Origin of the sequence: 'Cynodon dactylon' phytoplasma (genome assembly GCF_009268075.1) — a bacterium.
Classification (GTDB): Bacteria; Bacillota_I; Bacilli_A; order Acholeplasmatales; family Acholeplasmataceae; genus Phytoplasma; species Phytoplasma cynodontis.
The window spans coordinates 23,026-48,252 of record NZ_VWOH01000001.1; the positions used below are offsets into that span (position 1 = coordinate 23,026).

Below are 25,227 nucleotides of genomic sequence, written 5' to 3' on the forward strand. Positions count from 1 at the left end.
TTCTCCTTTAATTTTTTTTATTTTTGTCTTTGTATAAAAATAGGTAATTTTAATTCTGTTCTGCTAGAAAGACTATACTCAAAAATTTTAGGACCCGAAACTATTTTTTGTCTTTTATATTGATATTTAAAAAAATTGCTCATATATGTTTTTACTTTATTCAAACTTTTTTCTTTATCAAACAAAAATACTTTTTCTATTAAAAAAGCTATTTTTATTATACTGAAATTATGTTTTAAATAATGATACAAAATAAAATCATCAATAATTAAATCAATAGTTAAAAAATTATTTAATTTGTCTAAATATATTTGTTTTAAATCAAGATCTATTTCTAATATATCATTTCGTAAATAAAATAAAATTAATTCTACCATAAAAGTATTAGAAATACCTATATTTAAATTATATGAAAATTCATGACAATAATTATTATTATTTATTTGACCTATAGCGATATTAGATAAATTATAACTTTCTAAACATAAAATTTTTTTGTTTTTATCTTTTTTGATAAAAAAATTATTTAAAATAACTTCAATTCCTTTTTTATCTAAAAATTTTTTTAATAAAATGAATAATTCCTTATCTAAAAAAATTTCAGAATTCAAAAAAATAATTAATTTTTGTTTTTTTGGTTTTTTTTGTATAAAAAAATTCATTACTATTAATAATGTTAAAAAAACATTTAGTTCTTCATCCATATATAAAATAACTTCAACTTCAGAAATTTTAGATAATCTACTTTGTAAAGAAAAAAATTGAATAGCGCTAGAAATTTTTAAATCTTCTTCCAAATTAGATTCAGAAATAAAAGGTTTTTGGTGAAATTTTTTCTCAAAATAATAATTATTAACTTCTTTTAAATTGAAATAAGATTTCAAAAAAAAACTTTCTTTTCCTATTTTTTGATCACCATATGTTGTATCTATTCTCCTCTGATATTTAATAACATCAACAAAAACATCTACTAATAAACTGATATCTTGATTAAAAAGATCTTTTTCTCCAATAATTTCTCCTAAACAAGCTGCTATTTTATGATTAGAAAAAAGAGTATCTGTAGTAGTTTCGCTAATACCACTACTAGTATAAAAATAACCTCCGATTTGTTTTCTAGAATGATCCAAAACAGCTGTTTTTCTTAATTGAGATTTACCTATATGTTCTGTTGAAGCTGATAAGTTAAATATTAAATGAGCCCCATTTAATGATAACAAATCACTAGGAGATTCGATTGTCCATAAATCTTGACAAATTTCCACACCAAATATAATGTCAAATTTTTTATTAATAAATAAAATATTACCAAAAGGAACTTTTTGTTCTAAAAAATCAACTAATTTATTTTGAACAAATTTACCAGATTGAAACCATCTTTTTTCACTAAATTCTTTATAATTTGGAATAGTATGTTTAGGAACAATTCCTAAAATCTTTGGTCCCTGTACAACAACTGCAACATTATATATCAACCCTTCTAAACAAAAAGGCATTCCAATAAAATAAACTCCTTCAAAATTATTATTATTAATAATGAATTTTAAAGCTTTTAAATTTTCTTGTAAAAAATTATTTTCAAAAAATAAATCTCCAGCAGTGTAACTGCTTAAACATAATTCAGCAAATAAAACAAAACTTGCTTTACTCTGATTAAGTATTTGTATAATATTTTGGGCATTTCTAAAAGGATTAGCGATATATAATCTAGGACTAGATAACTCTATTTTAACTGAACCATTTTGATACATTAATGGATAATATCCCTTCTAATATTAAAATATAAGTCATTTAAGTAATCTTAATAAAATTATTAATACGAAAAAAATTCATAAAATATCAAAAAATATAAATAAAAAATATTTTTTTCAATATTTTTTAATTTTTTTATATTTATTAAAAAATAAAAGGTTTTTTTCTATAACATAACCAATAATAAAAATAGATAAAAAAGAACAAAATAATCTAATTATTAAATCTGATAAAAAAGAAATAAAATTAAAACTATTACTTTGAAATTTTGTTATTATACTTTCAAAAAAAGAAGAAAAAAATATTACAATACCATCAGTTAAAAATAAAATTATAATAAAATTTATTTTATAAAAATCTTTAAGAATCTTTTGAAAAATATCCATTCCTCCAGTAGTATAACCCATTTTTATAATATTACTTAAAGTTAAGCCTATAAAAAATCCACTTAATAAAGAAGAAAAAAACATTTTTATTAAAAAATTATCTCTAAACAAAATTCTTAATAGTAAATTGTTTTCAGCAGCTCCAAAAATCAAAATAAAAAAACAAAGACTTATATGTAAAATTAAAAATAAAATAATAGTTTTGATTAAAAAATCATGACCAAAAAATTTATATCCTATAACTAAAGATAATAAATTATAAAAAATCATCAAAAATATAATAATAAATTCTTTTGTATCATTATCCATTTGCAAATTAAATAATTGAAAAATCTGAGTAGTCATAACAGACAAACCATCAATTCCTCCAGTATTTAATCTAACACCTAAAGTAAAAAAATAAATACATAAAGCTAATAAAATATCGTTAATAATAAGAAACAACCATTTTTTAATATTTTTACTTTTCATTATCGTAAACATATAAAAGACTAAATTTAAATTTAATTAAATTATTATTAGTTAGAAATATCATTTTCTTTTATTAAAAAAGCATTAATAAAATCATCTAAAAAATATCCATCCATTACTAAATTTATCTGTGAAACTTCAAAATTAGTTCGATGGTCTTTAACCATTTGATAAGGATGAAAAATATAACTTCTTATCTGAGAACCCCAACTAATGTCTTTTTGTCCTTTCTTAAATACTTTTTCATTTTCTTTTTGCTCATCTAAAGCTAATTGTAATAATTTAGTTTTTAAAATTTGTAAAGCTTTTTCTTTATTTTTGATTTGACTTCTTTCGTTTTGACAAGTCACAACTATATTAGAAGGCAAATGAGTAATTCTGACAGCTGAATCAGTAGTATTAACATGTTGACCTCCAGCTCCGCTACTTCTAAAAACATCAACCCTTAATTCTTCATCTTTAATATTAATTTTTATCTCTTCATTTATTTCTGGTAAAACTTCACAAGAAGCAAAAGAGGTATGTCTTCTAGAGTTAGAATCAAAAGGAGAAATTCTTACTAATCTATGTATTCCTCTTTCGGCTTTTAAATAACCATAAGCATATAAACCTTTAATCAATAAAGTTACGCTTTTTAAGCCTGCTTCTTCTCCTTCTTGAATATGTATAACTTGCACTTTAAAATTCTTTTTTTGAGAATATTTTTGATACATTCTAAATAACATTTCGCACCAATCTTGAGATTCGGTACCGCCAGCACCAGAATGCAAAATTAAAATAGCATTATTCTCATCATAAGGCTGATTTAAAATTATTTCAATTTCAAATTCTTTAATTTCCTTATTGAGTAATTTTAATTCTTCAATAAAATCAAAAAAATAATCGTTTTTATCTTCATTTTCATTTAATAAAAATTTTAATTCATTATATTTATTTTGCAAATCAGTAAATTTTTTTAATCTATTTTGTATTTGAGCAAATTTCTGAGTTATTTTGCTAATATCTCTCGGATTACTTTTCCAAAAAGAAGGTTTTAACATTAATTCGTTTAAATTCTCTATTTCTTTTTTTTGTTTTTCTATATCTAATTTTGATTTTAAAACTGATAAAATTATACTTAAATTATCTATAATTTTATTAATTTCATATTTTTCCATTTTTTATTTCCTTTCTTTGAAAAAAAATAAAAAATCAATAACAAGTTTTTAAACATTTCGTTTTTTTTATTATTCATTTCGGAAAGTTCTAAATTTTTTTATTTTTTTTTAATAAACAATTTGGAGAATTTATTATTCATTAAAGGGGAAAATTTTAGAATAATACGTGTAATATCGAAAGCGATATTATCTATCATTTTATTAAAAAATTTTTGACCTTCGCGTTGATAAACAACTAAAGAATTTTGTTGACCGTAACTGACAAAATTCATACTTTTACGTAAAATATTCATATCTAAAATATGACGTTTAAAATGAATATCTACATTTTGTAATATGATTTTTTTTATAATATCTGAAAAAGAATTTTCTAAAAAATTATTTTTTAAATTTTGTTTTTGTTCAATTAAAATTTTTTCTATTTTTTTCTTGAATATTTCTTTAACTTTTTCTCTGAATACGTTATTACTTAAATGACCGATCAATTCTAACTCTTTCAAAGAAAAAGTATTTTGAGGAAAAAATAAATTTTCGAAATAATCAATAAACTTAATTAAATTTTCACTATTTTTTACTTTAATTTTGTAACTTAAAAAGTAATCTATTTCTTTATCTAAATTTTTATTTATTAAAATTAATAATATTTTTTCAACATCATTAGAAGTTAAAATTTCTCTTCTTTGTTTATAAATAATTTCTCTTTGCAAACCTAAAACAGAATCAAATTGTAAAATAAATTTTCTTTGTTCAAAATTAGAAAATTCAATTTTTTTTTGCAAATTAGTAAAAAAATTTGTAAAAAAACTAGAAGAAATATTTTCTTTTTTTTCTTTAGATTTTTTTAATAAAACAATTAATTTTTGAATTCTATTACCGCCAAATTTTCTAGCTAAATCATCCTCTCCAGAAACAAAAAAACGTGAAAAACCCGGATCTCCTTGTCTACCAGCTCTACCTCTTAGTTGATTATCTATTCTTCTGGCTTCATGTCTTTCCGTTCCTAAAACAGCTAATCCTCCTAATTCTGCTACTCCTTCTCCTAGTTTAATATCAGTACCACGTCCTGCCATATTAGTAGCTATAGTTATAGAACCTTTTAAACCTGCTTTTGCTATTATTTCAGCTTCTTTATAATTATTTTTAGCATTTAAAACTTCATGAGGAATTCTTTTTTTTTTCAAAATTTTGGATATTTGTTCTGATACTTCTACAGTAATAGTACCAATTAAAATTGGTTGTCTTTTTTCATGTCTTTTTTCAACCTCTTTGATTAAAGAATCCCATTTTTCTTTAAGAGTCGAAAAAATAAAATCTGGAGCATCTTTTCTAATCATTAATTTATTAGTAGGAATTTCTATAACTTTCATTTTGTATATGTCTTGGAATTCTTTTTCTTCTGTTTTAGCTGTACCAGTCATTCCTGAAATTTTTTTATAAATTCTGAAAAAATTTTGATAAGTAATAGTAGCAGCAATTTCAGTTTCTTCTTTAATAACGCATCTTTCTTTAGCTTCTAAAGCTTGATGTAATCCATCACTAAATTGTCTTCCTTCTAAAATTCTTCCTGTAAATTGGTCTATAATTAAAATCTGATTATTAGAAACTAAATAATCCTTGTTTTTTTCCATTATAAAATTAGCTTTTAAAGCGTTCTTTATACAATGTAATAAAATAATATTATTACTATCATATAAGTTAGGAATTCTAAAAAAATCTTCACCTTTTTTTATTCCTTCTTCAGTTAATTCAATAGTATCTGACTCTAAATCAATAATATAATGATTTGGTTTTAAAACTTTGGCAAAACGATTTGCATCAATATAAAATCTTTTTTCTTTTTTAGCATAACTTGAAATTATTAAAGGAGTTCTTGCTTCATCTATCAAAATAGAATCTACTTCATCGATAATAACATAATCATAATCTCTTCTCATTAATAAATTACATTCTTGGGTTTCTATATTATCTCTTAAATAATCAAATCCTATTTCACTATTAGTAGTATAAAGAATATCGCAATTATAAGCTTTTTGTTTTTCTTCAATAGTACTATTCTTAATATTTAAACCTACTGTCAATCCTAAAAAACGAAAAATATCACCTATAGAACCTTTCGCTTCTCTTTGAGCTAAATATTCATTAACAGTAACAATATGTACACTCTTTCCACTTAAAGCATTTAAATAAGCAGGCATAACTGAAGTTAAAGTTTTTCCTTCGCCTGTTTTCATTTCAGCAATTAGACCTTTATGTAAAACAATAGCTCCTAAAATTTGAACGTAATAAGGATCTAAACCAGTTACTCTTCTGGAAGCCTCTTTCGCTAAAGCAAAAGATTCTACTAACAAAGAATCTAAACTATAACCCTCTTGAAAAAGTTTTTTTAATTCTTTAGTTTTTTGAACAAATTGTTCGTTTTTCATTTTTTTATATTCTTGGCTTAAATTTTCTATTTTTTTTGCTGTTTTTTTTATTTTTTTTAAATAACGATTAGAAGAATTAAAAAAATTTTTGAAAAAAGCAAAAGTTGTTTTTAAAAAATTAAATTTCATGATTTAACCTTTCTATAAAAAAATTAAAAACTATAATTTTTGAAATTTTAAAATCTTTTCTAATAATTATAACATATTAATTAATATACTAATTTTATTTAAATTATGAATTAGTAATAAAATTCATTATATAGTAAAAAATTTTAAATAATATGAAAATATTTTAACTCATTCAGATTAAATATTATATAATATGAATATAATGAATAATAAAAAAAAATTAATTTTAGCTATTGTTTCTAATGAAGATGCAAATCTAGTACAAAAAAATTTGAATAAAGAATGTATTTCAAACACAAGATTATCAACTAAAGGAGGTTTTTTACAAGAAAATAACGATACTTTTATAATTGGATTAGATGAAAATAAATTAGAAAAAGCATTAGATATAATAAAAAAATATTCAAAAACTAAAAATCAATTAATTCCGAATCACATTTTTAATGAATTTAGCGCTTATTATTCTCTTCCTTCTGAAATATCTGTAGGAGGAGCTATTGTTTTTGTGATAGATATAGAAAAATTTATTAAATTTTAAATTAATTAGAAACAAATTTGAATAAAATTGAATTTGAACTTATATAAATAAAAAAACATTAAGATAAATAAATTACTTAATAGTATTATATTTATAAAAATTAAGTAGAATTAAAATTAGAATAAAAATTATTTCTTAACAAAAAAATCAAAAAAATTATAATAAATTATCTAGATATAAAAACTGTTATATAATAACAATTATTAAAAAACAACAAAGGAGATATAAATAAATCATGGTTTTAACTAAAGAACAAAAAAAAAAAATTATAAGAGAAAATTCTACAAAAGAAAATGATACAGGTTGTTGTCAAGTGCAAATAGCTTTGCTTACTCATGAAATAGAAGAATTAAATAAACATTTAAAAAAACATCCTTCTGATTTTCATTCAAAAAGAGGATTACTAACTAAAAATAAAAAAAAAAATACTTTAATAAAGTATTTATATAATCAAAATAAAAACAAAACGAAATAATAAAAAAATACTTAAAAATAAAATTTTATATATTAATTAATTCTTCAATATATAACGTATATAATATAATATTTTAAAATTTTATTTTTTTTTATTAATTTTTTTTACTATAAATTTTTAATATTTTTAAAGATATTAAAAATCATCTTCTTCAATAATATTGAAGAATTTTTTTTTGGAGTGAACGAGGGGAATCGAACCCCCATCTTATGCTTGGCAAGCACACATAATGACCATTATACTACGTCCACAAAAATGTAAAAAAAATAAATATATAATAAAAAGTATTGAACCATAAAAAAAATTACATACTTATTTTATAATATTTTTAACTAAATTAATATGAAAAAATATTTATTTAATAAAAAAATAAAAAATTCATAAATGGTGCCCTTAACAAGAATCAAACTTGTATCTTATCATTACCATCGATATGTTCTAATCATTAAACTATAAGGGCTTTTTTTTAAATTATAGATTAGGTAATTTTTAAATATTTTCAATTTTAAATTTTAAAAAAATGAAAATCATTTTATTACCTAATCACTTATATTATAATTTATAATTTGTTTACTAATTATTTCTTTTATTCTTTATATTATTTTAATATTATATTATTTTTTTTAATAAATATAGCTAAAACTTATAGAAGCTAAAGAGAAAATAATAGGACCTACTACTCTAGTAGCAATAGTAGCAAAAGGTAATAAATCCATTCTATTACTAATCGCCATTACCCCTATATTTCCTGTTCCTCCTATACTATGAGAACAAATTCCAGCTGTTAAAGCGGCTTCTAAAGGATAAAAACCAAAAAAACTTGATAATAAAAAAGTAATTAAAACTACTAGTATTAAAGAAAAAGAAACCATTAATAAAATATTTCTGTTAGTTATACATTTAATTAACTCACTAAAATTAGTAGTTAAACCTAAACCTGCTAAAACAGGAGCAGTAAAATTAGTCATCATAAACTGTCCGGTCTGAGAAACAAAAATTTGATTTTTATCAGACATTAAATGAAAAATCTTAACTATCAATAACAATAATATAACATAAACCATTGCATCCAATTTAAAAGAAAATTTACTCGCAAAAAACGTATTTATTACATTACCGACTGAATAAAAAGCAAATATTATTAACATACCCATACCAATATTTTGGTATTCTAAAATACTTTTTTTAGCATTTTTATTATTATCAGAAAATGACATTTGTTTCTGTTTTTTTTCTAAAGAACCTTTACCACTAAAAATAGTTTTATCAAACATAACAAATAAAATACCAGATAAAAATATGCTTAAAACTCTAGCTAACACTAAAGGAGCTAATATAGCTGTTCTTATTGAAGAAGCATCTTTTTTGAAAAAATCTAAATAAATTCCATTAGCAAATCCATTAATTCCTAAATTGGTTCCTCCATTTGTTAAAGGAACTAAAACAAAAAAAATTGAATCAAAAAAAGAACCTTTTGATTTGTCCTTAAATATATCAGGACATTGATAAGATAATAATTTTCCTAAAAAACCTGTTATCAAAATAGATAAAAAAACAGAAATTAAAGTCAAAGGAATAAATTTAAAAATAGACCTTTTTAATAAATCTCTATCAACACTCAAAATACTACCAGATATAACTATTGTGATAAAAAACTGCGAGAAATTAATTCCTATTCCATCATTCGAATTAGAAACAGAAGTTTTATTAAAAAAAAGTTTATCAAAATAATATGCTATATCCGGACTTATAATTTTTTTATATACCAAAAAAGAAGGTAATAAAATACACAATAAAAAACCAAGACCAAACTTATTCAATATAGGTATATTTTTTCCGACAAAATCACAAAATATACCCAATAACATCATAATAAATAAAGGAGTTATTAAAGGATGCCATAATGATTTTATTAATGAAGGGTTTTGAGTTATATAAAAAATATTCAAAATTCCCATAAGAGCGAAAAGAAAAAATACATAAGTTTGAAAACCAAAAATTCTCTTTTCTTTAAAAAATTTAATGACTTTGTTTTTATTAACCATAAAAATATTGATAATCTCCTCTTATTTAATATTTTATATTCTTATTTTTTTTATTAAATAAACAAAAATATAAAAAAAGATATGTCTTCAAAATTCAATTTTTTTAACTTCTAAATTATTATCTTTTACTAAAATTAAATTATTAACATCCATATTATTTTTAATTAAAATTTGAACATTATAATCTAATTCGCTTTTTTCTAGTATAGGATAAATACTAAAATTTAAAGATAATAATCTTGATTCTTTTAAATTAGAAACAAAAGCAAAAACAGGAACAGAAGGATGAAATTTAGAAATATTATATGCATCTTCAAAATTATAAACCACTATAGCTGCAATAGGCAAATTTAAAGACATTTGAACTGCATTTAATAGTAAACTTTCTCTAAAATTTTGAGGATTATATATTTTTGAAAAAAATTCATAATTTAATGTTTTTTCAGCATTATTATTAATTTTTTTCATATATTCAGTAGATTCAATTGGATAAAAACCTGAAGCTGATTCGCCTGAAAGCATAGTAGCACTTGTACCTTCTCTAACAGCATTAAAAACATCTGAAATTTCAGCTTTAGTAGGTCTTGAATTTTTTTGCATTGATTCTAACATTTGAGTAGCAACAATTACAGGTTTTCCCTTAACCAAACATTTCTGAATAATAATGCTTTGATACAAAGGAACAGTTACATCTTTTATTTCGATTCCTAAATCTCCTCTAGCAACCATAACACCATCAGCAACTTCTATAATTTTATCTATATTGTCAATACCAGACTGATTTTCTATTTTAGCAATAATTTTAATCTTACTATTTTTGTAATTATTTAAAATATTTTTAATATCTATTATATCTTGAGCTGTTCTAGTAAAAGAAGCCGCGATATAATCATAATCATTCTCAATAGCAAAAACAATATCCTTGTAGTCTTTATCAGAAATAAAATTCATTTTTAAATCAACATTAGGAACATTAATACCTCTACGAGATTTAACTATATGAGTATTTTTAGCTTTAGTAATTAATTCTCCATTTTTTTTATCAATTACTTCTAATTTTAAAAAACCATCATCTAAATAAATAATATTTCCTATATTTAACTCTTCATAAAAATTAGGATAAGTAACAGAAAAAATATCCTTATTACCTAATACTTTATAAGAAGCAATCTTGACTAATGAATCTTGTTCAATAGTTACCTCACCATCAAAATCATGAGTTCTAATTTCAGGACCTTTAGTATCTAATAAATTAGCAACACTAGTTTTTAATTTTTGATTTAAAGATTTAATGATATTCAAAATATTTTTTGTTTTATCATAATCAGCATGTGAAAAATTAAATCTAGCAATATTCAAACCTGAATTTATCATTTTTTCTAAAATTTCTTCGTTATAGGTTGAAGGACCTATAGTACAAATAATTTTGGTTTTATTCATAAATATTATTTAATAATATCCTTTCAAAATTTAAAAATTTAAAAAAATAATAAACAATATAAATTATAAATCACAATATAAATAATAAAATAATATAACTAATAAACTCACCAAATAATATTATAAATACTAAATAACAATAAATATAATTATTTACTTTTAACTTCATTTATTTTTAATAATTAAAATAATATAAATCTTGAATAATCATTAACTAAAATAATTGATCATATAAAATTATGAACTTAAAAAAAATTAAAAAAAATAAAAAAGACAAAAATAAAATTTATTACTATATTTTAAATTTTTTTATTTAAAATAATTGTTTAACGAAAAGTTTAATACTATAATAATTTTTATTTTAAATTAAGGTTAGTAAAAATATAAAAAAACATTCAAAAGAGTCAAAGGGTTATATCTATTAATTATTTTTTTAAGCTTAAAGTTTATTTTTTAATTTTTTTTTCAATATTTTCATCATTTTTAAATTTTTTTCACTAATTTTATTCAATATTAACTTCTATATATACACACTTAAAATATTTATTACTAAATTAAAGTGTAAATAATAAGTTTGATGTTAACCATAAAAAAACGAGACCAATAAAAAGTTGTTTTTTGACTAAAAAATAAAAGAAATAACTCTTTTAATTTTTAGTAATCTAAGTCAACTTATTTATTAACTACTGGTAGTATAACTAAAAAGAAAAAAAGTCAACATAAAAAGATAGTGAACTTTTTTAAAAAAAAGTTATTATAAAGTGAATATAATTTGAAAGAAAGGTATTATGAGAGTTTATTATGTTTGAAGCATTTATTAATTATTTTGTTAATTTTTGTGAATTCTTTTTATTCTTATTTAGTATTGTGAGAATTTATAAATATTTTTTAAGACCTTATTATTATTGTTATTTGAAGAAAGAATATAAAATATGTTTTTTTAAAGAATAAAAATAGAAAGGCTAATATTAATAAAACAGAAAAGAAATATTTTATTCATTGGTTTCCCGCTATTGAAACTTGTTTAATCTCAATCACTTTATATCCGTTTTTATCAAAATTATATATTTTCATTTTTGGACATAATTATTTATTTTTGTTTAAGTTTTTCTATATTATTTATGTTTTTTTGCCTGCTATTTTTTTTATTGTTTTTTTGATATCGACAAAATTAAAAAGAAAATTTAAAGAAATATAAATATAGATAATATTAAGTAAAGTAAAAAAACCAACTTTAATAGCAATAGCTGGTTTTTTTACTAATCAAATATATCCTTTTAAAAAAACATTTTTAAGACTTCTTAATTTTGAGTAGGTGAGCCTTTCTCACTAAAACTATGTTGAATTTTTTTTTCTTTCATGGTTTGTTATAAAACGTTATTTACATATTGAGTACCTTTATCAGAATGAATTAAACAATTATTAAGAGTAGTTGGTAATTTTTTTAAAGTATCTAGTACTAATTCCACATCAGGTTTATCTGATACATGATATGCTAACACTTCTCGGTTAAAAAAATCGATCATTACTGATAAATACATAAATTTATAACACTTGTTTAATTTAGTTATATTTTAAAATTAACTAAATAGAATAAATAAAACTATTTTATATAAAATAAAGTTTTTATATTATTAAGTGACTTATAATTTCATAATTTTAAAAATAAAAAATCTAAAATTCCACTTTTTAAAAAGTCTTTTATCAAAAAAAGATATAATAATCTCCGTTAATTGAACTTATTAGACAACATATTACAGTCCATAAAATTTCCATTATAATGTTGTTGATTTTGTAAAAAAATATTATATAATGAAAGAGGTTATTCAAGACTAATTACAAAAAAAGGAGTTTTATAATAAATTCATGACTAAATTTCGAGGCACTGTAAAATGGTTTGACCCAACAAAGGGGTTCGGTTTTATAACGTCAGTTCAAAAGGTAGAAGACGAATCAAAATGTATAAAAATACATGATGTTGAACAAAAAGATAGCGATAAAGACGCAGTAGATAAATGGATGAAAAATGCAGAAGGTGAAAAAGATTTAGTTACAAAAGATATCTTTTGTCATCATACTTCAATAATAAGAGAGAGTAGTTTTTCAGAAGCAGATTCGCATCAGAGAAATTCATTTCATAGTAACGAAAATGATCAAAGAAACTATGTTGTTAAAAAATTAAAACAAGGCGACAAAGTAGAGTTTGTTATTTGTTGGTCAAATAAAACTGTCGACAATCAAAAACAACCACAAGCAATTGATGTTATAGCATTAACACAAGAAGAAATATCAGAAACAGAATAAAAAATAAGTAAAAATAAGCAATTGTTATAATTGTTATAAAAATAAATTAATAATAAAAAGGACTTTATTGCAAATTATAAAGTCTTTTTTTTATAATTTAAATTTATTTTTTACAACTAAAGAATATATTAAGGAGTTACTATAAGTGAAAAAATTTAGTTCCGAATCAGTAACAAAAGGGCATCCTGATAAAATAGCAGATCAAATTTCAGATACTTTATTAGATGCTTATCTATTAAATGATAATAAATCTCGAATTGCTATAGAAACAGTAGTAACAAAAAATAAAGTTATTCTCTTAGGAGAAATAAAATCTAAACATAAACTAAATAAAAAAGAAATTGAAAATTTAGTTAAAAAAACAGTTAAAGAAATAGGATATATCAACAAAGAAGATAACTTTTATTTTAAGAATATAAAAATAATTAATTTTATTCAAAAGCAGTCTGATGAAATCAGTAGAGTAGTAGAAAAAAAAGGAGCAGGAGATCAAGGTTCAATGTTTGGTTTCGCAACTAATGAAACTCCGATTTTTTTACCATTAAGTTTTTATTTATCTAAAAAATTATCTGATAAATTAACAAAAGTAAGAGAAAATAAAGAAATAAGTTTTTTAAAACCAGATGGAAAAACACAAATAACTTTAGTTTACGATCAAAACAATAAACCTTTATATATAGATAATATTATTATTTCTTGTCAACATGAAAAGAATATTGAAAAAAAATATTTAGAAAAAGAAATTATAAATAAAGTTATAACAACCACAATAAACAAATCATTAATTACTTCCAAAACTAAAATGTATATAAATCCTTCTGGCAGTTTTATAGTTGGTGGTCCTGATGCAGACACTGGATTAACTGGTAGAAAAATAATACAAGATGCTTATGGTAGTGAAATTCGTCATGGAGGAGGATGTTTTAGTGGTAAAGATGCTACAAAAGTAGATCGTAGTGGAGCATATATGGCAAGATATTTAGCCAAAAACATTGTAGCATCTGGTATTTGTAGTAAATGTGAAATTCAAATTTCTTACGCAATAGGACTAGAAAAACCAACTAATTTATATATAAATACATTCAAAACTAGTAAAGTTGAAGAATTTTTAATAATGCAGATTATTAAAAAAAATTTTGACTTAAGTCCTCAAGGAATTATCAAAAAATTAAATCTGGATAAACCTATTTTTTCTATTACCTCTAAAGAAGGTCATTTCGGCAGAAAAGATAACTTATTTGCTTGGGAAAGAATAGATCAAAAAAAAATTTTTTCAGAATTATTATATTAATATAAAAGGATTTGAATAAAATTTATGAATCGTCCAAAATTAGTAAAAGAAATAAAATCACGTAATAAAGATTTTAGTCAATGGTATACAGATGTTTGTATAAAATCAGAACTAATTGAATATTCAGATATAAAAGGTTTTTTTATTTATTTACCATATAGTTATGAAATATGGGAAAATATTCAAAATTTTTTAAATAAAAATTTAAAAAAAAAAAATCATCAAAATGTTTATTTTCCTTTGTTTTTTTCTGAAAATTTATTTAAAAAAGAAAAAGATCATATAGAAGGTTTTACTCCTGAATCTTTAATAATTAATAAAGTAGGAGAAAAAAAACTAAAAGAAAAACTAATTCTTAGACCTACTTCAGAAGTATTATTTTCTAGATATTATTCTAAAAAAGTAAAATCTCACAGAGACTTACCTAAATTATTTTTTCAATGGTGTAATGTGGTAAGATGGGAAAAAACTAATAAACCTTTCTTAAGAAGTAAAGAATTTTTATGGCAAGAAGGACACACTATTCATTCATCAAAAAAAGAAGCTTTAAAAGAAACAAAATATGTATTAAATTTATATAAAAAATTAGGTAAAAAAATATTAGCTATACCTTTTATTTCTGGAAAAAAAACAGAATCTGAAAAATTTAAAGGAGCTGAAATTACTTTTTCTCTAGAAACTTTAATGTATGATGGACAATCTTTACAAGCAGCTACATCACATTTCCTAGGTACAAAATTTTCAAATCCTTTTCAAATTCAATTTCAAGATCAAAAATTAAAAACAAGATTAGTTCAACAAACTTCATGGGGAATTTCAACAAGACTAATAGGAGCATTAATAATGATTCATGGAGATGATGAAGGATTAGTAATGCCTCCTTTTATAGCTCCAATCCAAATAGTTATTATTCCTTTAGATATAAAAAATAAAAATATATTAGAAATATCGAAAAATATATACAAAAAATTAAAAAGAAAATATAAGGTATGTTTAGATGAACAAAAAAAAAATATTGGTTGGAAATTTAGTTATTATGAATTAAAAGGAATACCTTTAAGAATAGAAATAGGTAAAAAAGATATTGAAAAAAAAGAAATAACAATTTTTATAAGACATAATTTTAAAAAAATAGTTTTATCCATAGAAAAAATAGACCAAAAAATTAAAGAATTATTACTAAAAATTAATAATGAAATGTTTCAAAAAGCACTTAATAATCTAGAAAAAAAAATATATGAAGCAAAAACATATAAAGAATTTAAAACAATACTTAATCAAAAAAAAGGTTATATTAAAATGAATGTTTATAAAGATGAAGCCGAAAAAATAATTAAAATGGAAACAGGTGCTACTGCTAGAATTATTATTTCTGAAAAAGTAGTTGATCAAATTTGTCCTATAACTCAAAAAAAAGCTAATCAAACTATTTTATTTGCAAGAGCTTATTAAATATAATTGAAAATAATTTTGACTTTTTTTTTATTATATGTTAGAATTATCATAGTTTATTTTTATTAAAAAAAAGAGGTTATAAAAAAAAAGTGAACCCAGTCGCCATTATATTAATTATTTCATTTTTAATATTACTTAATGCTTTTTTCGCTTCTATCGAAATAGCTTTAGTTTCTTTAAGTGAAAATCGAATTAATCTAGAAATTAAAAAAGGAGTAACTAAAGCTTTAAAAATAAAAAAAATAAAAGAAAAACCAACTATTTTTTTATCAGTTATTCAAGTAGTTATCCATATTATTACTTTCTTTCAAGGTTCTATTTTAAAAGATAATATTGCTCCATGGAAATTATGGCAACAATACTTAATACAATTAATTGTCATTTTCTTATCAATTATATTTGGAGAAATTCTTCCTAAAAGAATTTCTCTTATTTCACCTTTAAAAACTGTTTACTTATTATCAGATTTGTTTTACTTAATAAGTTTTTTAATTAAACCAATTGTAATCTTTTTAAATACAATTAGTAACATTTTTTTATTTATATTAGGCGTAGATCAGAATAAAAAAAATGATGTATTTGCTGAAGAAGAATTAAGATTTTTACTTAATTCTTCATATCATAAAGGTATCATAAATAGAATAGAAAATAACATGATACAAAATATCTTTGATTTTGATGGAACTGTTGTTTCAGAGATTATGCGTCATAGAAAAGAAATAGTAGCTATTAAATCTAACATAACACAACAAGAATTAATTAATTTTATTTTTAAAGAAAAATATACTAGATTTCCAGTATACGAAGATAATATAGATAAAATAATAGGTATTGTACATGTTAAAGATATATTCAAAAATTTGTTAAAAAAAATTAATGAAGATAACAAAAAAAATAATACAAAAAATAATAATAATCAAAAAATTAATATTTTAGAAAATAATAATGTAGTTTTAAATAAAGAGTTTGATATTAAAACTTTCATAAGAAAAGCTTATTATGTTTTAGAATTTAAAAACATAAGTGAATTATTTAAAGAAATGCAATTAAAACAAATTCATATTGCTATTGTTATTGATGAATATGGTGGTACTTCTGGTATAGTAACTATAGAAGACGTAATTGAAGAAATTTTAGGCGATATAAAAGATGAATATGACAACAAACAAAATGTTGATATTTCAAAAATTTCAGATGAAGAATATATAGCTAAAGGTACAGCTCATTTATATGAAATCGAAGAAAATATAAAAACCAATTTGCCTACAGATGATTATGACACTTTGAGTGGTTTTATGTTAGGACAATTAAAAAGAATACCTGAAAGTAATGAAAAAATTAAAATTGTATATAAAAATTGGCAATTTGATGGATTAACACATAATGGACTTGTTATTACCAAAGTTAAAATTACTAAAATAAAAAATAATGATATTTTAACATTAGCAAAAGTAAAAAAATAAAATTAAAAAAATATTATCTAATAAAATTAAATATCTTTATCTTTATAAAAAAAAAGAAGTTCAATAATTTGTTAAAAAATTAAAAAGAACTTCTTTTTTTTATTTATTTTATTTTAAATAAAATAAATTTAAAAATCATATTTATTATTTTAATAATTTAAATTTTAATAATTTAAAATTATATTTTTAAAAAATATTTAGAAAGTATAAAAAAAATAATACCCAAATCATGGATTTTTCAATTTATAAAATAAATATAGATTTTTTAGAAAAAAAAATAAAAACAAATTTTAAAAAAGGTTTAACTACAAAACAAGCAAAACAAAATTTTTTAAAATATGGAATAAATAAAATCAAAAATAAAAATCAAACATCTTTATTTAAATTATTTTTAAAACAATTTAATGATTTTTTTGTTTATATTTTATTCACTTCATCAATTTTTACTCTATCAATAGGTTTAATAAATAATGATAGAAAAGAAATATTCGAAAGTATTTTAATTTTTATCATTATTTTTAGTAATGCTATTTTAGGTTTTTGGTACGAAATCAAAAAAGAAAAATCTTTAAAAATAATAAAAAAAAAAACTAGGCTTTATGCCAAAGTTTTGAGAGATAATAAATTAAAATTAATTCCAAGAGAAACAATAGTTCCAGGTGATATAATTTTTATAGAACAAGGAGACATTGTTCCAGCTGATTTAAGAATAATTGAGAGTAACAATTTAAAAATAAACGAGTCTATTTTAACAGGAGAAAATTTAATTGTAGAAAAAAATCATAAAGATTTGGATAAACAAAAAAAAATAGATTTATTACAAATTCCAAATGCAGCTTTTATGGACACTAATGTTATTAGTGGATACGCTAAAACTGTAGTGATTAAAATAGGATCAAAAACACAAATAGGTAAAATAGCAAAATTGATTTGTGAAACTAAAAAAACAAAAACACCCTTAGAAAAAAATATTAATGAATTAACAAGAATAATAAGCTTAATCATTTTTTTTCTTATAATTATTAACTTTTCTTTAAACTTATTAAAACATAAATTACATTATGGAAAAATAGACTTTGTTTTGATAAAAAAAATGTTATCTTCTTCTATTATTTTAGCCGTAGCAGTAATTCCAGAAGGATTATTATCAATTATTACTATAATATTAACTTTAGGAATTAAAAAAATAGCTGAAAAAAAAACAATTATAAAAAATTTAAAAGCATTAGAAACACTAGGTTCTGTAAATATTATTTGTACTGATAAAACAGGTACTTTAACTAAAAACAAAATGAAAATAAAAAAAATATATTTATATAATAAAATAATGGAAATCGAAAAATATCCTTCTTCAACTTTAAAAAATATTCCAGAATTAGTCAAATTAATCAATTACGGAGTATTATCTAATAATGAATATATAAAAAACGAAAAAAAAAATAAAAAAATAATAGATCCGGTAGATAAATCTTTTATCGAATTCATTAAATCATATAACATTGATTTAGATATAATTAAAAAGAATAATATCAAATTAAAAGAATTTCCTTTCGATAATGAAAACAAAATAACTATTACTATTTATAAACAAACAAATACATTTTTATTAGTAATGAAAGGAGCTTGTGAGATTTTATTAAAATTATCTAATTATATAGAAGATGAAAAAAATATTTTTTTCAAAAACAGTTCAAATCATAAAACAATAGAAAATAATTTCAATATTTTATCACAAGAAGGATACAAAGTTTTAAGTATTGCTTACGCAAAATTAAAAAAATTAAATTTTAATTTTCAACAAAATATATCTATAAACGAAATATTAAAATTTATAGATAAAAATATTGTTTTTCTAGGAGCAGTAGCTATTGAAGATCCTATAAAAAAAGGAATTAAAACAACAATTAAAAATTTTCAAAAAGCTTTTATCACTCCTATTATGATTACTGGAGATCATTTAAATACTGCTAAAACTATAGGTTTAAAAACGGGTATTTTACAATCTTCAAAAGATTTAACAATAACAGGTTCAGAATTAGAAGAATTGAAAGAAATAGAATTGATGAAAAAAATAAAAAAAATTAAAATTTATGCCAGAGTAAATCCAGAAAATAAATTAAAAATAATTCAATCATATAAAAAATTAGGTTATGTAGTTGCTATGATAGGTGATGGTATTAACGATGCTCCTAGTATAAAAGCATCTGATGTTGGTATTGCTATGGGTATGACAGGAACAGAAATAACAAAAAAAACAGCAGATATTATTTTAGTAGATGACAATTTTGTTACTTTAAAAAAAGCAATTTTAGAAGGAAGAAATATATTTAATAATATTAAAAAAAGCATAATTTTTTTACTTAGTTGTAATATAGGAGAAATTTTTGTTATACTTTTAAATACTTTTATAGGACAATTATTTTTTTCTTTTAATTTTGATATATTAAATTCGCTTCAAATATTATGGATTAATCTAGTTACTGATTCATTAGTAGCAATAGCGCTAGGTTTTGAACCTAAAGAATCAAATTTAATGAAAAAAAAACCAAGACAAATAAAAAATTCTTTATTAAACAAAATTTTAATTTGGAAAATTATATCAGAAGGAATATTAATAGGTAGTTTAACTTTTTTAGCATCTTTTATTGGTTATAAAAAATATAACAATAGCGTGCAACATGCACAAACTTTCGCTTTTATGGTTTTATGTTTTGCACAATTAGTACATGCATTTAATTTAAGAAATATAGAAAAATCAATTTTTAAATTAAAAAAAAATAATAAGTATTTAAGAGTTTTTTTTATCATAAGTGTTTTTTTACAAATATTTATTTTTTTTATTCCTTTTTTAAAAAAATATTTTCAATTATCTACATTATTTTTGACAGATATAATAATTATTATAATTTTATCGATAATTCCTTTATTAATTGTAGAAGTATTTAAATTTTATTTTAAAAAAAATATTAAATAACAAATTAAATTTTAATTATTCATTGTAATTAAATGAATTATTTCAAAAAAATTTTTATAAAAAAATTTAAAATTATTTAAATCATTTTTTTTAAAAAATTTTTTTTAAACGTTTAAAAAGAGGAGGACCTAAAAATAATTCCTTGTTTTGTTGTGTAACACCAAATTCTTTTAAGCTATCGAAAGTAGTGTCCTCTGCTTTAATTTGTTCTAAAATTTTTTTTGAAGTTTCTGGTAAAAAAGGCTGTAATAATACTCCAATAAAACGTAGTGTTTCTACTAAATTAAAAAGAAAAAAATCTAATTTTTCATTCAAAGATGGATTTTTAAATAATTTCCAAGGCTCAGTTTGATCAATATATTTATTACACAAACGAGCTAATCCGATAATTTTTTCTAAAGCATCAGATGTTTTATATAATTTCATATAATGACATACTAATTTGAAAGTTTTTAAAGAATTCAAAGATAAATCATTTTTTTTATCTTTTTTAACAAAATTAAAATTCAAAACTTTTTTAAATTGATTATTTCTGTAATTAGATATCATACCAAGAACACGACTTAAAAGATTACCTATTGTATTGACTAAATCAGAATTATATCTTTCTAATAAAAGATCATAAGTAATAATACCATCAGAAACATAGGGAATTTCATGTAAAACAAAATATCTAATAGCATCAACAGAAAAAAAATTCAATAAATCTTTTACATAAAGAACGTTATTAGTAGATTTCGACATTTTTTTATTATTAAATAAAATCCAAGGATGAATTAAAAATTGTTTTGGTAGAGGCAAATCTAAAGCCATTAACAAAATAGGCCAATATATTAGATGAAAACGACTAATATCTTTACCTATAACATGTAGATCACAAGGCCAATAATAATTAAATTTTTTATTTCTTAAAACAAAGTTTTTAAAATAACAACAATTAAAACCAGTAATATAATTACTAAGAGCATCTATCCAAACGTAAACTATATGTTTAGGATCGAATATTAAATTTATTCCCCATTTAAAAGAAGTTCTAGTAATAGATAAATCAGATAAAGGTTCTTTTAATAAGTTTAAAATTTCTTGTTTTCTTTGTCTAGGCAAAATTAAATTATTACTTTGTTCCAAATAATTCAATAATTTGGATTGATATTTGGATAATTTAAAAAAATAAACTTCTTCCGAAAACCAAATAGGAACTTCACCATTAAGTGTTTTTCCATTAATCAAATCCTTTTCTGATATAAAACTTTCTTCAGAAACAGAATACCAACCTTCATATTTTCCTAAATAAATATCTTTATTTTGGATTAATTTTTGAAATATATTCTGAACATGTTGTTTATGAATAGGATTCGTTGTTCTAATAAAATAATCATATTTTATATTCATTAAATTATAAATTTCTTTTATTTTATCGCTAATATTATCAACATAATCCTGATTTTTTAATCCTTCTTTTTTAGCTTTTTGTTCTATTTTTTGTCCATGTTCATCTGTTCCTGTTTGAAAATAAACATTATAACCTTCTAATTTTTTAAAACGAGATATAGAATCAGCTAAAATTATTTCATAAATATTACCAATATGAGGAATAGAAGAAGCATAAACAATAGAAGTAGAAATATAAAATTTTTTTTTTTTATCTAACATATTTTAAAATTTAAACCTCAAAACTTTTCTTTAATAGATTTTTTTAAAATTTTATATCTTCGATAAATTTCTCTTTTTGTTATTTTTCTTTCTTTAGCTACCTTACTAAAAGATTCTTTTTGGCTAAAACCTCTTTTAAGAAAAAACATAATATGATCATCTAAACTTAAATTTGAATATAAATTCGTCTTATTGTAAAAATTTTCTACTAACAAAACATATTCTCCTTTTAAAGATAATTTTTCTTTTAAAACAGAATCTATATCTCCACTAATAATAGTTTCAAATTTTTTTGTTAATTCACGAGATAAAGAAATATTACTAGAAGGAAAATTTTTTTTAATTAAAACTAAAGTTTTATTTATTCTTAAAGCTGATTCATAAAAAATAATAGTTCCTTGAAATAAAATATAATTTAAAAATAATTTTTCTTGATTTTTTTTATCTCGAGGAAAAAAACCTAAAAATATAAAAGGCAATCTTAAAGAAGAAACAGTAAAAGCAGTCAAAAAAGCTGAAGGACCAGGAATTGAAGTAACATAAAAACCTTTTTGTTTAATTTCTTTTACCAAAAAAAATCCTGGATCATTTATTAAAGGAGTTCCAGCATCGCTAATTAAAGCTAAATTTTTATTAGATTCTAACAAAAACAAAATTTTGTTTAAATTTTTTTTTTCGTTATATTTGTATAAAGAAATTAATTTGTTTTTAAAATTATAATAATTAAAAATTTTTCGAGATTGTCTTGTATCTTCTGCTAAAATATAATCTACTTTTTTTAATATTTCTAATGCTCTAAAACTTAAATCAGACATATTACCAATAGGAGTAGATACTAAATATAAAATAGGTTTTTTAATAGTAAAAGTTTTTTGGACTATAATCATAAAAAAATAATTTTTTTATCTTTCTTCTTTTTTTGTTAAAATATTTTTTTTTGTTGTTCATCTATTTTTATTAATAAATTTAAAAAACAAATTGAATTATCTAAAAAATAACTTTTTTTTTCTATTTTGATAAAAATATTAAGAAAAACAATAATTTCTTTTAAAGATATTTTTGATAAAGAAAAATTATTTATTATATCTAAATAAAAAATAGTACTTAATTTTAATTTATTATAATATAAATCTAAAAAAAATATCGTTAAAATGAATAAAAAATCATGAATAAAGTTATTTTCTTGTAACAATTGATAAGCATCTAAAAATAAATTTGTAAAAGAAATATTCTGATTAAAATTATTAATAAATTTCAAAAAAAATTTTTCAAAATATACATAATAATTTCTGTTTTTAATTTCATTATTTTTTTCTATTATTCTAAATTTATTTAATAATAAAATTAAAATATCTTTTATTTTTTTTTTATTTGATAATAAACCAAAATTTGTTTTTAATTTTTTATTTTCTAAACATAAAAAATCCAAATAAAAAAACTGCGCTCTTGAAACTATAGTAGATAAAACAAGATTATGATTATTAGTTAGCAAAATTCCTAAAATATCATTATTAATAGGATTTTCTAAAAAATGTAATAAACTATTAGCAGCTTCATAAGAAAGATCTTCTATTTTATTAATAACATAAACTTTTTTTGATTGTATTAAAGAAGTTTGATTAAAATATTGTTTCATTTCCAAAATTTGTTCTTTTTTAATAAATAAACTTTGATTAGAACTTAAATAATAAAAATTGGGATAAGAAAAATTTTGAATTAAATACTTTAAATTAGGCGAATTATAGTCATCTTTTAAAAATTCATAAGATAAATCAAATACAAAAGAAAGTTTGTCTGTTTCACTTTTATTACTTTCAAATAAATAAAGATGATTTAATTTTTTATTTCTAATAATATCTTTAAATTTTTCTAATATTCTTATTTTATTCATGCTTTATTTTAAAAATTTTCTTATTTTAGAATCAATATTTTTTTTAATTATGTTTAAAGGTTGATTAGCGTTAATTATACAAATTCTTTCAGGATAATTTTGGCATATTTTTAAATAACCTTCTCTTACTTTTTGGTGAAAATATATATTATGCAAATCAAAATATTCTATTTTTTCTTTTCTTTTATCTTTTAATCTTTTTAAACCTATTTCAGGATCTAAATCTAAATAAAATGTAATGTCAGGATAATATGATAAAGCGAATTTATTAATTTCTTTTATAAATGTTTCTCCTAATCCTCTAGCATACCCCTGATATGCAAAAGAAGAATCTATATAACGATCACAAATAATAATTTTTTTCTCTTTTAATGCTGGTATTATAACTTTTTTTAAATGTTCTATTCTATCAGCAGCATATAATAAAGCTTCGGTTTGATATTCTATATGATTATTAAATTGGAGGAGTATTTGTTTCAATAAAACATTAAAATCTTTCAATTCTTTTTCATTACCTCCAGGTTCTTTGGTCAAAATAACCGAATATTTACTTAAAATCTTGTTAAATAAATAATTTGCTAAAGTAGTTTTTCCGGAACCTTCGCATCCTTCAAAAGAAATAAGCATATTTTATATCATCCTTTTTTCAATATTATATTAATCAAAAATTAATAAAAAATTTTTTTTAAATAAAGACCATTAGGAGGTGCTACAAAAGGTAATTTTTGTGAATTTTTTAAATTTAACATGTTTTGTAAATCTATTATTGTCTTTTTTTTTTGAGATATTTTAATTAAAAAACCAACTAAAAATAAAATCATTTGTTTTAAAAAACTTTTTCCATGAAAAAACAAACAATATTTTGTTTTTGTTTCTATAGTGAAAACCTTAAAAATAAATCGAATTGTGCTTTTATTTTTATCTTTATTACTAGTGAACAAAACAAAATCATTTTCACCTTCTAATAAAGTAATAGCTTTATTGATAAGATCAAAATCTAAATTTTCAAAATAAACGTAAAAACGACAATTAAAAATATCTAATTTTTTTTTAGAAAAAATATATTTATAAATTTTAGATTTAGCGCTATGTCGAGCATGAAAAGAATTATCCACAATTTTTATATCAATTATTTTTATGTCCATTGGTAAAATATTGTTTAAAGATTTTTTTAAAATATAAGGTTTAATAAAAAATTCAGTTTTAAAATTAACTACTTGTCCTAATGCATGTACTCCTTTATCGGTGCGACTAGATGCAAAAGTTAAAATTTTCTTTTTAGTTAGTTTGGATAAAGAATTTTCTAAAACAGATTGAATAGTATTTAAAAAAGGTTGTTTTTGATAACCATAATAGTTAGTGCCATCATAACTCAAAATT

Annotated in this window: 19 protein-coding genes and 2 tRNA genes; 7 read left to right on the top strand and 14 right to left on the bottom strand. The window is 20.6% G+C overall.

The window, feature by feature from the left end:
* Positions 1–17: 17 nt before the first annotated feature.
* From F1741_RS00100 to secA, 4 genes are all read right to left on the bottom strand, one after another.
* Complete coding sequence (locus F1741_RS00100) at positions 18–1,751, bottom strand: nitrilase-related carbon-nitrogen hydrolase (protein WP_152309584.1); 1,734 nt, start codon at positions 1,749–1,751, stop codon at positions 18–20.
* 117 nt (positions 1,752–1,868) lie between these two features.
* Positions 1,869–2,609: a YitT family protein gene (locus tag F1741_RS00105; RefSeq protein ID WP_193310863.1), complete on the bottom strand. Its 741-nt coding sequence runs from the start codon at positions 2,607–2,609 to the stop codon at positions 1,869–1,871.
* 47 nt (positions 2,610–2,656) lie between these two features.
* The gene (gene prfB / locus F1741_RS00110; protein ID WP_152309586.1) at positions 2,657–3,766 is read right to left on the bottom strand and encodes a peptide chain release factor 2; all 1,110 of its coding nucleotides are present in this window, start codon (positions 3,764–3,766) and stop codon (positions 2,657–2,659) included.
* 98 nt (positions 3,767–3,864) lie between these two features.
* Positions 3,865–6,318: a preprotein translocase subunit SecA gene (gene secA, locus F1741_RS00115; RefSeq protein ID WP_152309587.1), complete on the bottom strand. Its 2,454-nt coding sequence runs from the start codon at positions 6,316–6,318 to the stop codon at positions 3,865–3,867.
* 202 nt (positions 6,319–6,520) lie between these two features.
* Between secA and F1741_RS00120 the strand changes: the two genes are divergently transcribed.
* Entirely contained in the window at positions 6,521–6,856 is a 336-nt protein-coding gene (locus F1741_RS00120; RefSeq protein ID WP_152309588.1) for a cyclic-di-AMP receptor, read from the top strand.
* 235 nt (positions 6,857–7,091) lie between these two features.
* Positions 7,092–7,331 (top strand): 30S ribosomal protein S15, encoded by a 240-nt coding sequence (rpsO, locus tag F1741_RS00125; RefSeq protein ID WP_152309589.1) that lies wholly within the window; start codon positions 7,092–7,094, stop codon positions 7,329–7,331.
* Positions 7,332–7,507: 176 nt separating this feature from the next.
* Here the strand turns inward: rpsO and F1741_RS00130 are convergent.
* From F1741_RS00130 to F1741_RS00150, 5 genes are all read right to left on the bottom strand, one after another.
* A tRNA-Gly gene (locus tag F1741_RS00130) sits at positions 7,508–7,582 on the bottom strand.
* Between the two features lie 134 nt (positions 7,583–7,716).
* Positions 7,717–7,791: transfer RNA gene (locus F1741_RS00135), tRNA-Thr, on the bottom strand.
* 163 nt (positions 7,792–7,954) lie between these two features.
* Complete coding sequence (locus tag F1741_RS00140) at positions 7,955–9,376, bottom strand: 2-hydroxycarboxylate transporter family protein (RefSeq protein ID WP_152309590.1); 1,422 nt, start codon at positions 9,374–9,376, stop codon at positions 7,955–7,957.
* Between the two features lie 87 nt (positions 9,377–9,463).
* A complete protein-coding gene (gene pyk / locus F1741_RS00145; protein WP_193310864.1) occupies positions 9,464–10,816 on the bottom strand; it encodes a pyruvate kinase in 1,353 nt (450 codons plus the stop codon).
* A gap of 1,367 nt (positions 10,817–12,183) precedes the next feature.
* Positions 12,184–12,387, bottom strand: coding sequence for a DDE-type integrase/transposase/recombinase (locus F1741_RS00150; protein WP_338140445.1), 204 nt, complete (start codon positions 12,385–12,387; stop codon positions 12,184–12,186).
* Between the two features lie 295 nt (positions 12,388–12,682).
* Here F1741_RS00150 and F1741_RS00155 point away from each other — a divergent pair, with 295 nt between their 5' ends.
* The 5 genes from F1741_RS00155 (at position 12,683) to F1741_RS00175 (ending at position 20,303) form a co-directional block, all read left to right on the top strand.
* Positions 12,683–13,120, top strand: coding sequence for a cold-shock protein (locus F1741_RS00155; protein WP_152309593.1), 438 nt, complete (start codon positions 12,683–12,685; stop codon positions 13,118–13,120).
* 145 nt (positions 13,121–13,265) lie between these two features.
* On the top strand, positions 13,266–14,411 hold the full coding sequence (metK, locus tag F1741_RS00160) for a methionine adenosyltransferase (RefSeq protein WP_152309594.1): 1,146 nt from the start codon (positions 13,266–13,268) through the stop codon (positions 14,409–14,411).
* Positions 14,412–14,435: 24 nt separating this feature from the next.
* Positions 14,436–15,863 carry a proline--tRNA ligase gene (proS, locus tag F1741_RS00165; protein ID WP_152309595.1) on the top strand — a complete coding sequence of 476 codons (1,428 nt, stop codon included), beginning with the start codon at positions 14,436–14,438 and terminating at the stop codon, positions 15,861–15,863.
* Positions 15,864–15,955: 92 nt separating this feature from the next.
* Complete coding sequence (locus F1741_RS00170; protein WP_152309596.1) at positions 15,956–17,329, top strand: hemolysin family protein; 1,374 nt, start codon at positions 15,956–15,958, stop codon at positions 17,327–17,329.
* Between the two features lie 229 nt (positions 17,330–17,558).
* Positions 17,559–20,303, top strand: coding sequence for a cation-translocating P-type ATPase (locus F1741_RS00175; protein ID WP_152309597.1), 2,745 nt, complete (start codon positions 17,559–17,561; stop codon positions 20,301–20,303).
* A 90-nt stretch (positions 20,304–20,393) separates the two neighbouring features.
* Here F1741_RS00175 and metG read toward each other — a convergent pair whose 3' ends face one another.
* Genes metG through truA form a run of 5 tightly spaced genes read right to left on the bottom strand, consistent with a single transcriptional unit; the run spans position 20,394 to position 25,223 of the window.
* Positions 20,394–21,956, bottom strand: coding sequence for a methionine--tRNA ligase (metG, locus tag F1741_RS00180; protein ID WP_152309598.1), 1,563 nt, complete (start codon positions 21,954–21,956; stop codon positions 20,394–20,396).
* A gap of 17 nt (positions 21,957–21,973) precedes the next feature.
* The gene (gene rsmI / locus F1741_RS00185; protein ID WP_152309599.1) at positions 21,974–22,843 is read right to left on the bottom strand and encodes a 16S rRNA (cytidine(1402)-2'-O)-methyltransferase; all 870 of its coding nucleotides are present in this window, start codon (positions 22,841–22,843) and stop codon (positions 21,974–21,976) included.
* A 35-nt stretch (positions 22,844–22,878) separates the two neighbouring features.
* Positions 22,879–23,847 carry a hypothetical protein gene (locus F1741_RS00190; protein ID WP_152309600.1) on the bottom strand — a complete coding sequence of 323 codons (969 nt, stop codon included), beginning with the start codon at positions 23,845–23,847 and terminating at the stop codon, positions 22,879–22,881.
* Positions 23,848–23,850: 3 nt separating this feature from the next.
* Positions 23,851–24,474, bottom strand: a complete 624-nt coding sequence (gene tmk, locus F1741_RS00195) for a dTMP kinase (protein ID WP_152309601.1) — start codon at positions 24,472–24,474, stop codon at positions 23,851–23,853.
* A gap of 41 nt (positions 24,475–24,515) precedes the next feature.
* Positions 24,516–25,223: a tRNA pseudouridine(38-40) synthase TruA gene (gene truA, locus F1741_RS00200; RefSeq protein WP_244609554.1), complete on the bottom strand. Its 708-nt coding sequence runs from the start codon at positions 25,221–25,223 to the stop codon at positions 24,516–24,518.
* Positions 25,224–25,227 lie beyond the last annotated feature (4 nt).

Coding starts and splice junctions, on each gene's coding strand:
- F1741_RS00100 (WP_152309584.1), bottom strand. CDS start 1,751: ATGTATCAAAATGGTTCAGTTAAAATAGAGTTATCTAGTCCTAGATTA.
- F1741_RS00105 (WP_193310863.1), bottom strand. CDS start 2,609: ATGAAAAGTAAAAATATTAAAAAATGGTTGTTTCTTATTATTAACGAT.
- prfB (WP_152309586.1), bottom strand. CDS start 3,766: ATGGAAAAATATGAAATTAATAAAATTATAGATAATTTAAGTATAATT.
- secA (WP_152309587.1), bottom strand. CDS start 6,318: ATGAAATTTAATTTTTTAAAAACAACTTTTGCTTTTTTCAAAAATTTT.
- F1741_RS00120 (WP_152309588.1), top strand. CDS start 6,521: ATGAATAATAAAAAAAAATTAATTTTAGCTATTGTTTCTAATGAAGAT.
- rpsO (WP_152309589.1), top strand. CDS start 7,092: ATGGTTTTAACTAAAGAACAAAAAAAAAAAATTATAAGAGAAAATTCT.
- F1741_RS00140 (WP_152309590.1), bottom strand. CDS start 9,376: ATGGTTAATAAAAACAAAGTCATTAAATTTTTTAAAGAAAAGAGAATT.
- pyk (WP_193310864.1), bottom strand. CDS start 10,816: ATGAATAAAACCAAAATTATTTGTACTATAGGTCCTTCAACCTATAAC.
- F1741_RS00155 (WP_152309593.1), top strand. CDS start 12,683: ATGACTAAATTTCGAGGCACTGTAAAATGGTTTGACCCAACAAAGGGG.
- proS (WP_152309595.1), top strand. CDS start 14,436: ATGAATCGTCCAAAATTAGTAAAAGAAATAAAATCACGTAATAAAGAT.
- F1741_RS00175 (WP_152309597.1), top strand. CDS start 17,559: ATGGATTTTTCAATTTATAAAATAAATATAGATTTTTTAGAAAAAAAA.
- metG (WP_152309598.1), bottom strand. CDS start 21,956: ATGTTAGATAAAAAAAAAAAATTTTATATTTCTACTTCTATTGTTTAT.
- rsmI (WP_152309599.1), bottom strand. CDS start 22,843: ATGATTATAGTCCAAAAAACTTTTACTATTAAAAAACCTATTTTATAT.
- F1741_RS00190 (WP_152309600.1), bottom strand. CDS start 23,847: ATGAATAAAATAAGAATATTAGAAAAATTTAAAGATATTATTAGAAAT.
- tmk (WP_152309601.1), bottom strand. CDS start 24,474: ATGCTTATTTCTTTTGAAGGATGCGAAGGTTCCGGAAAAACTACTTTA.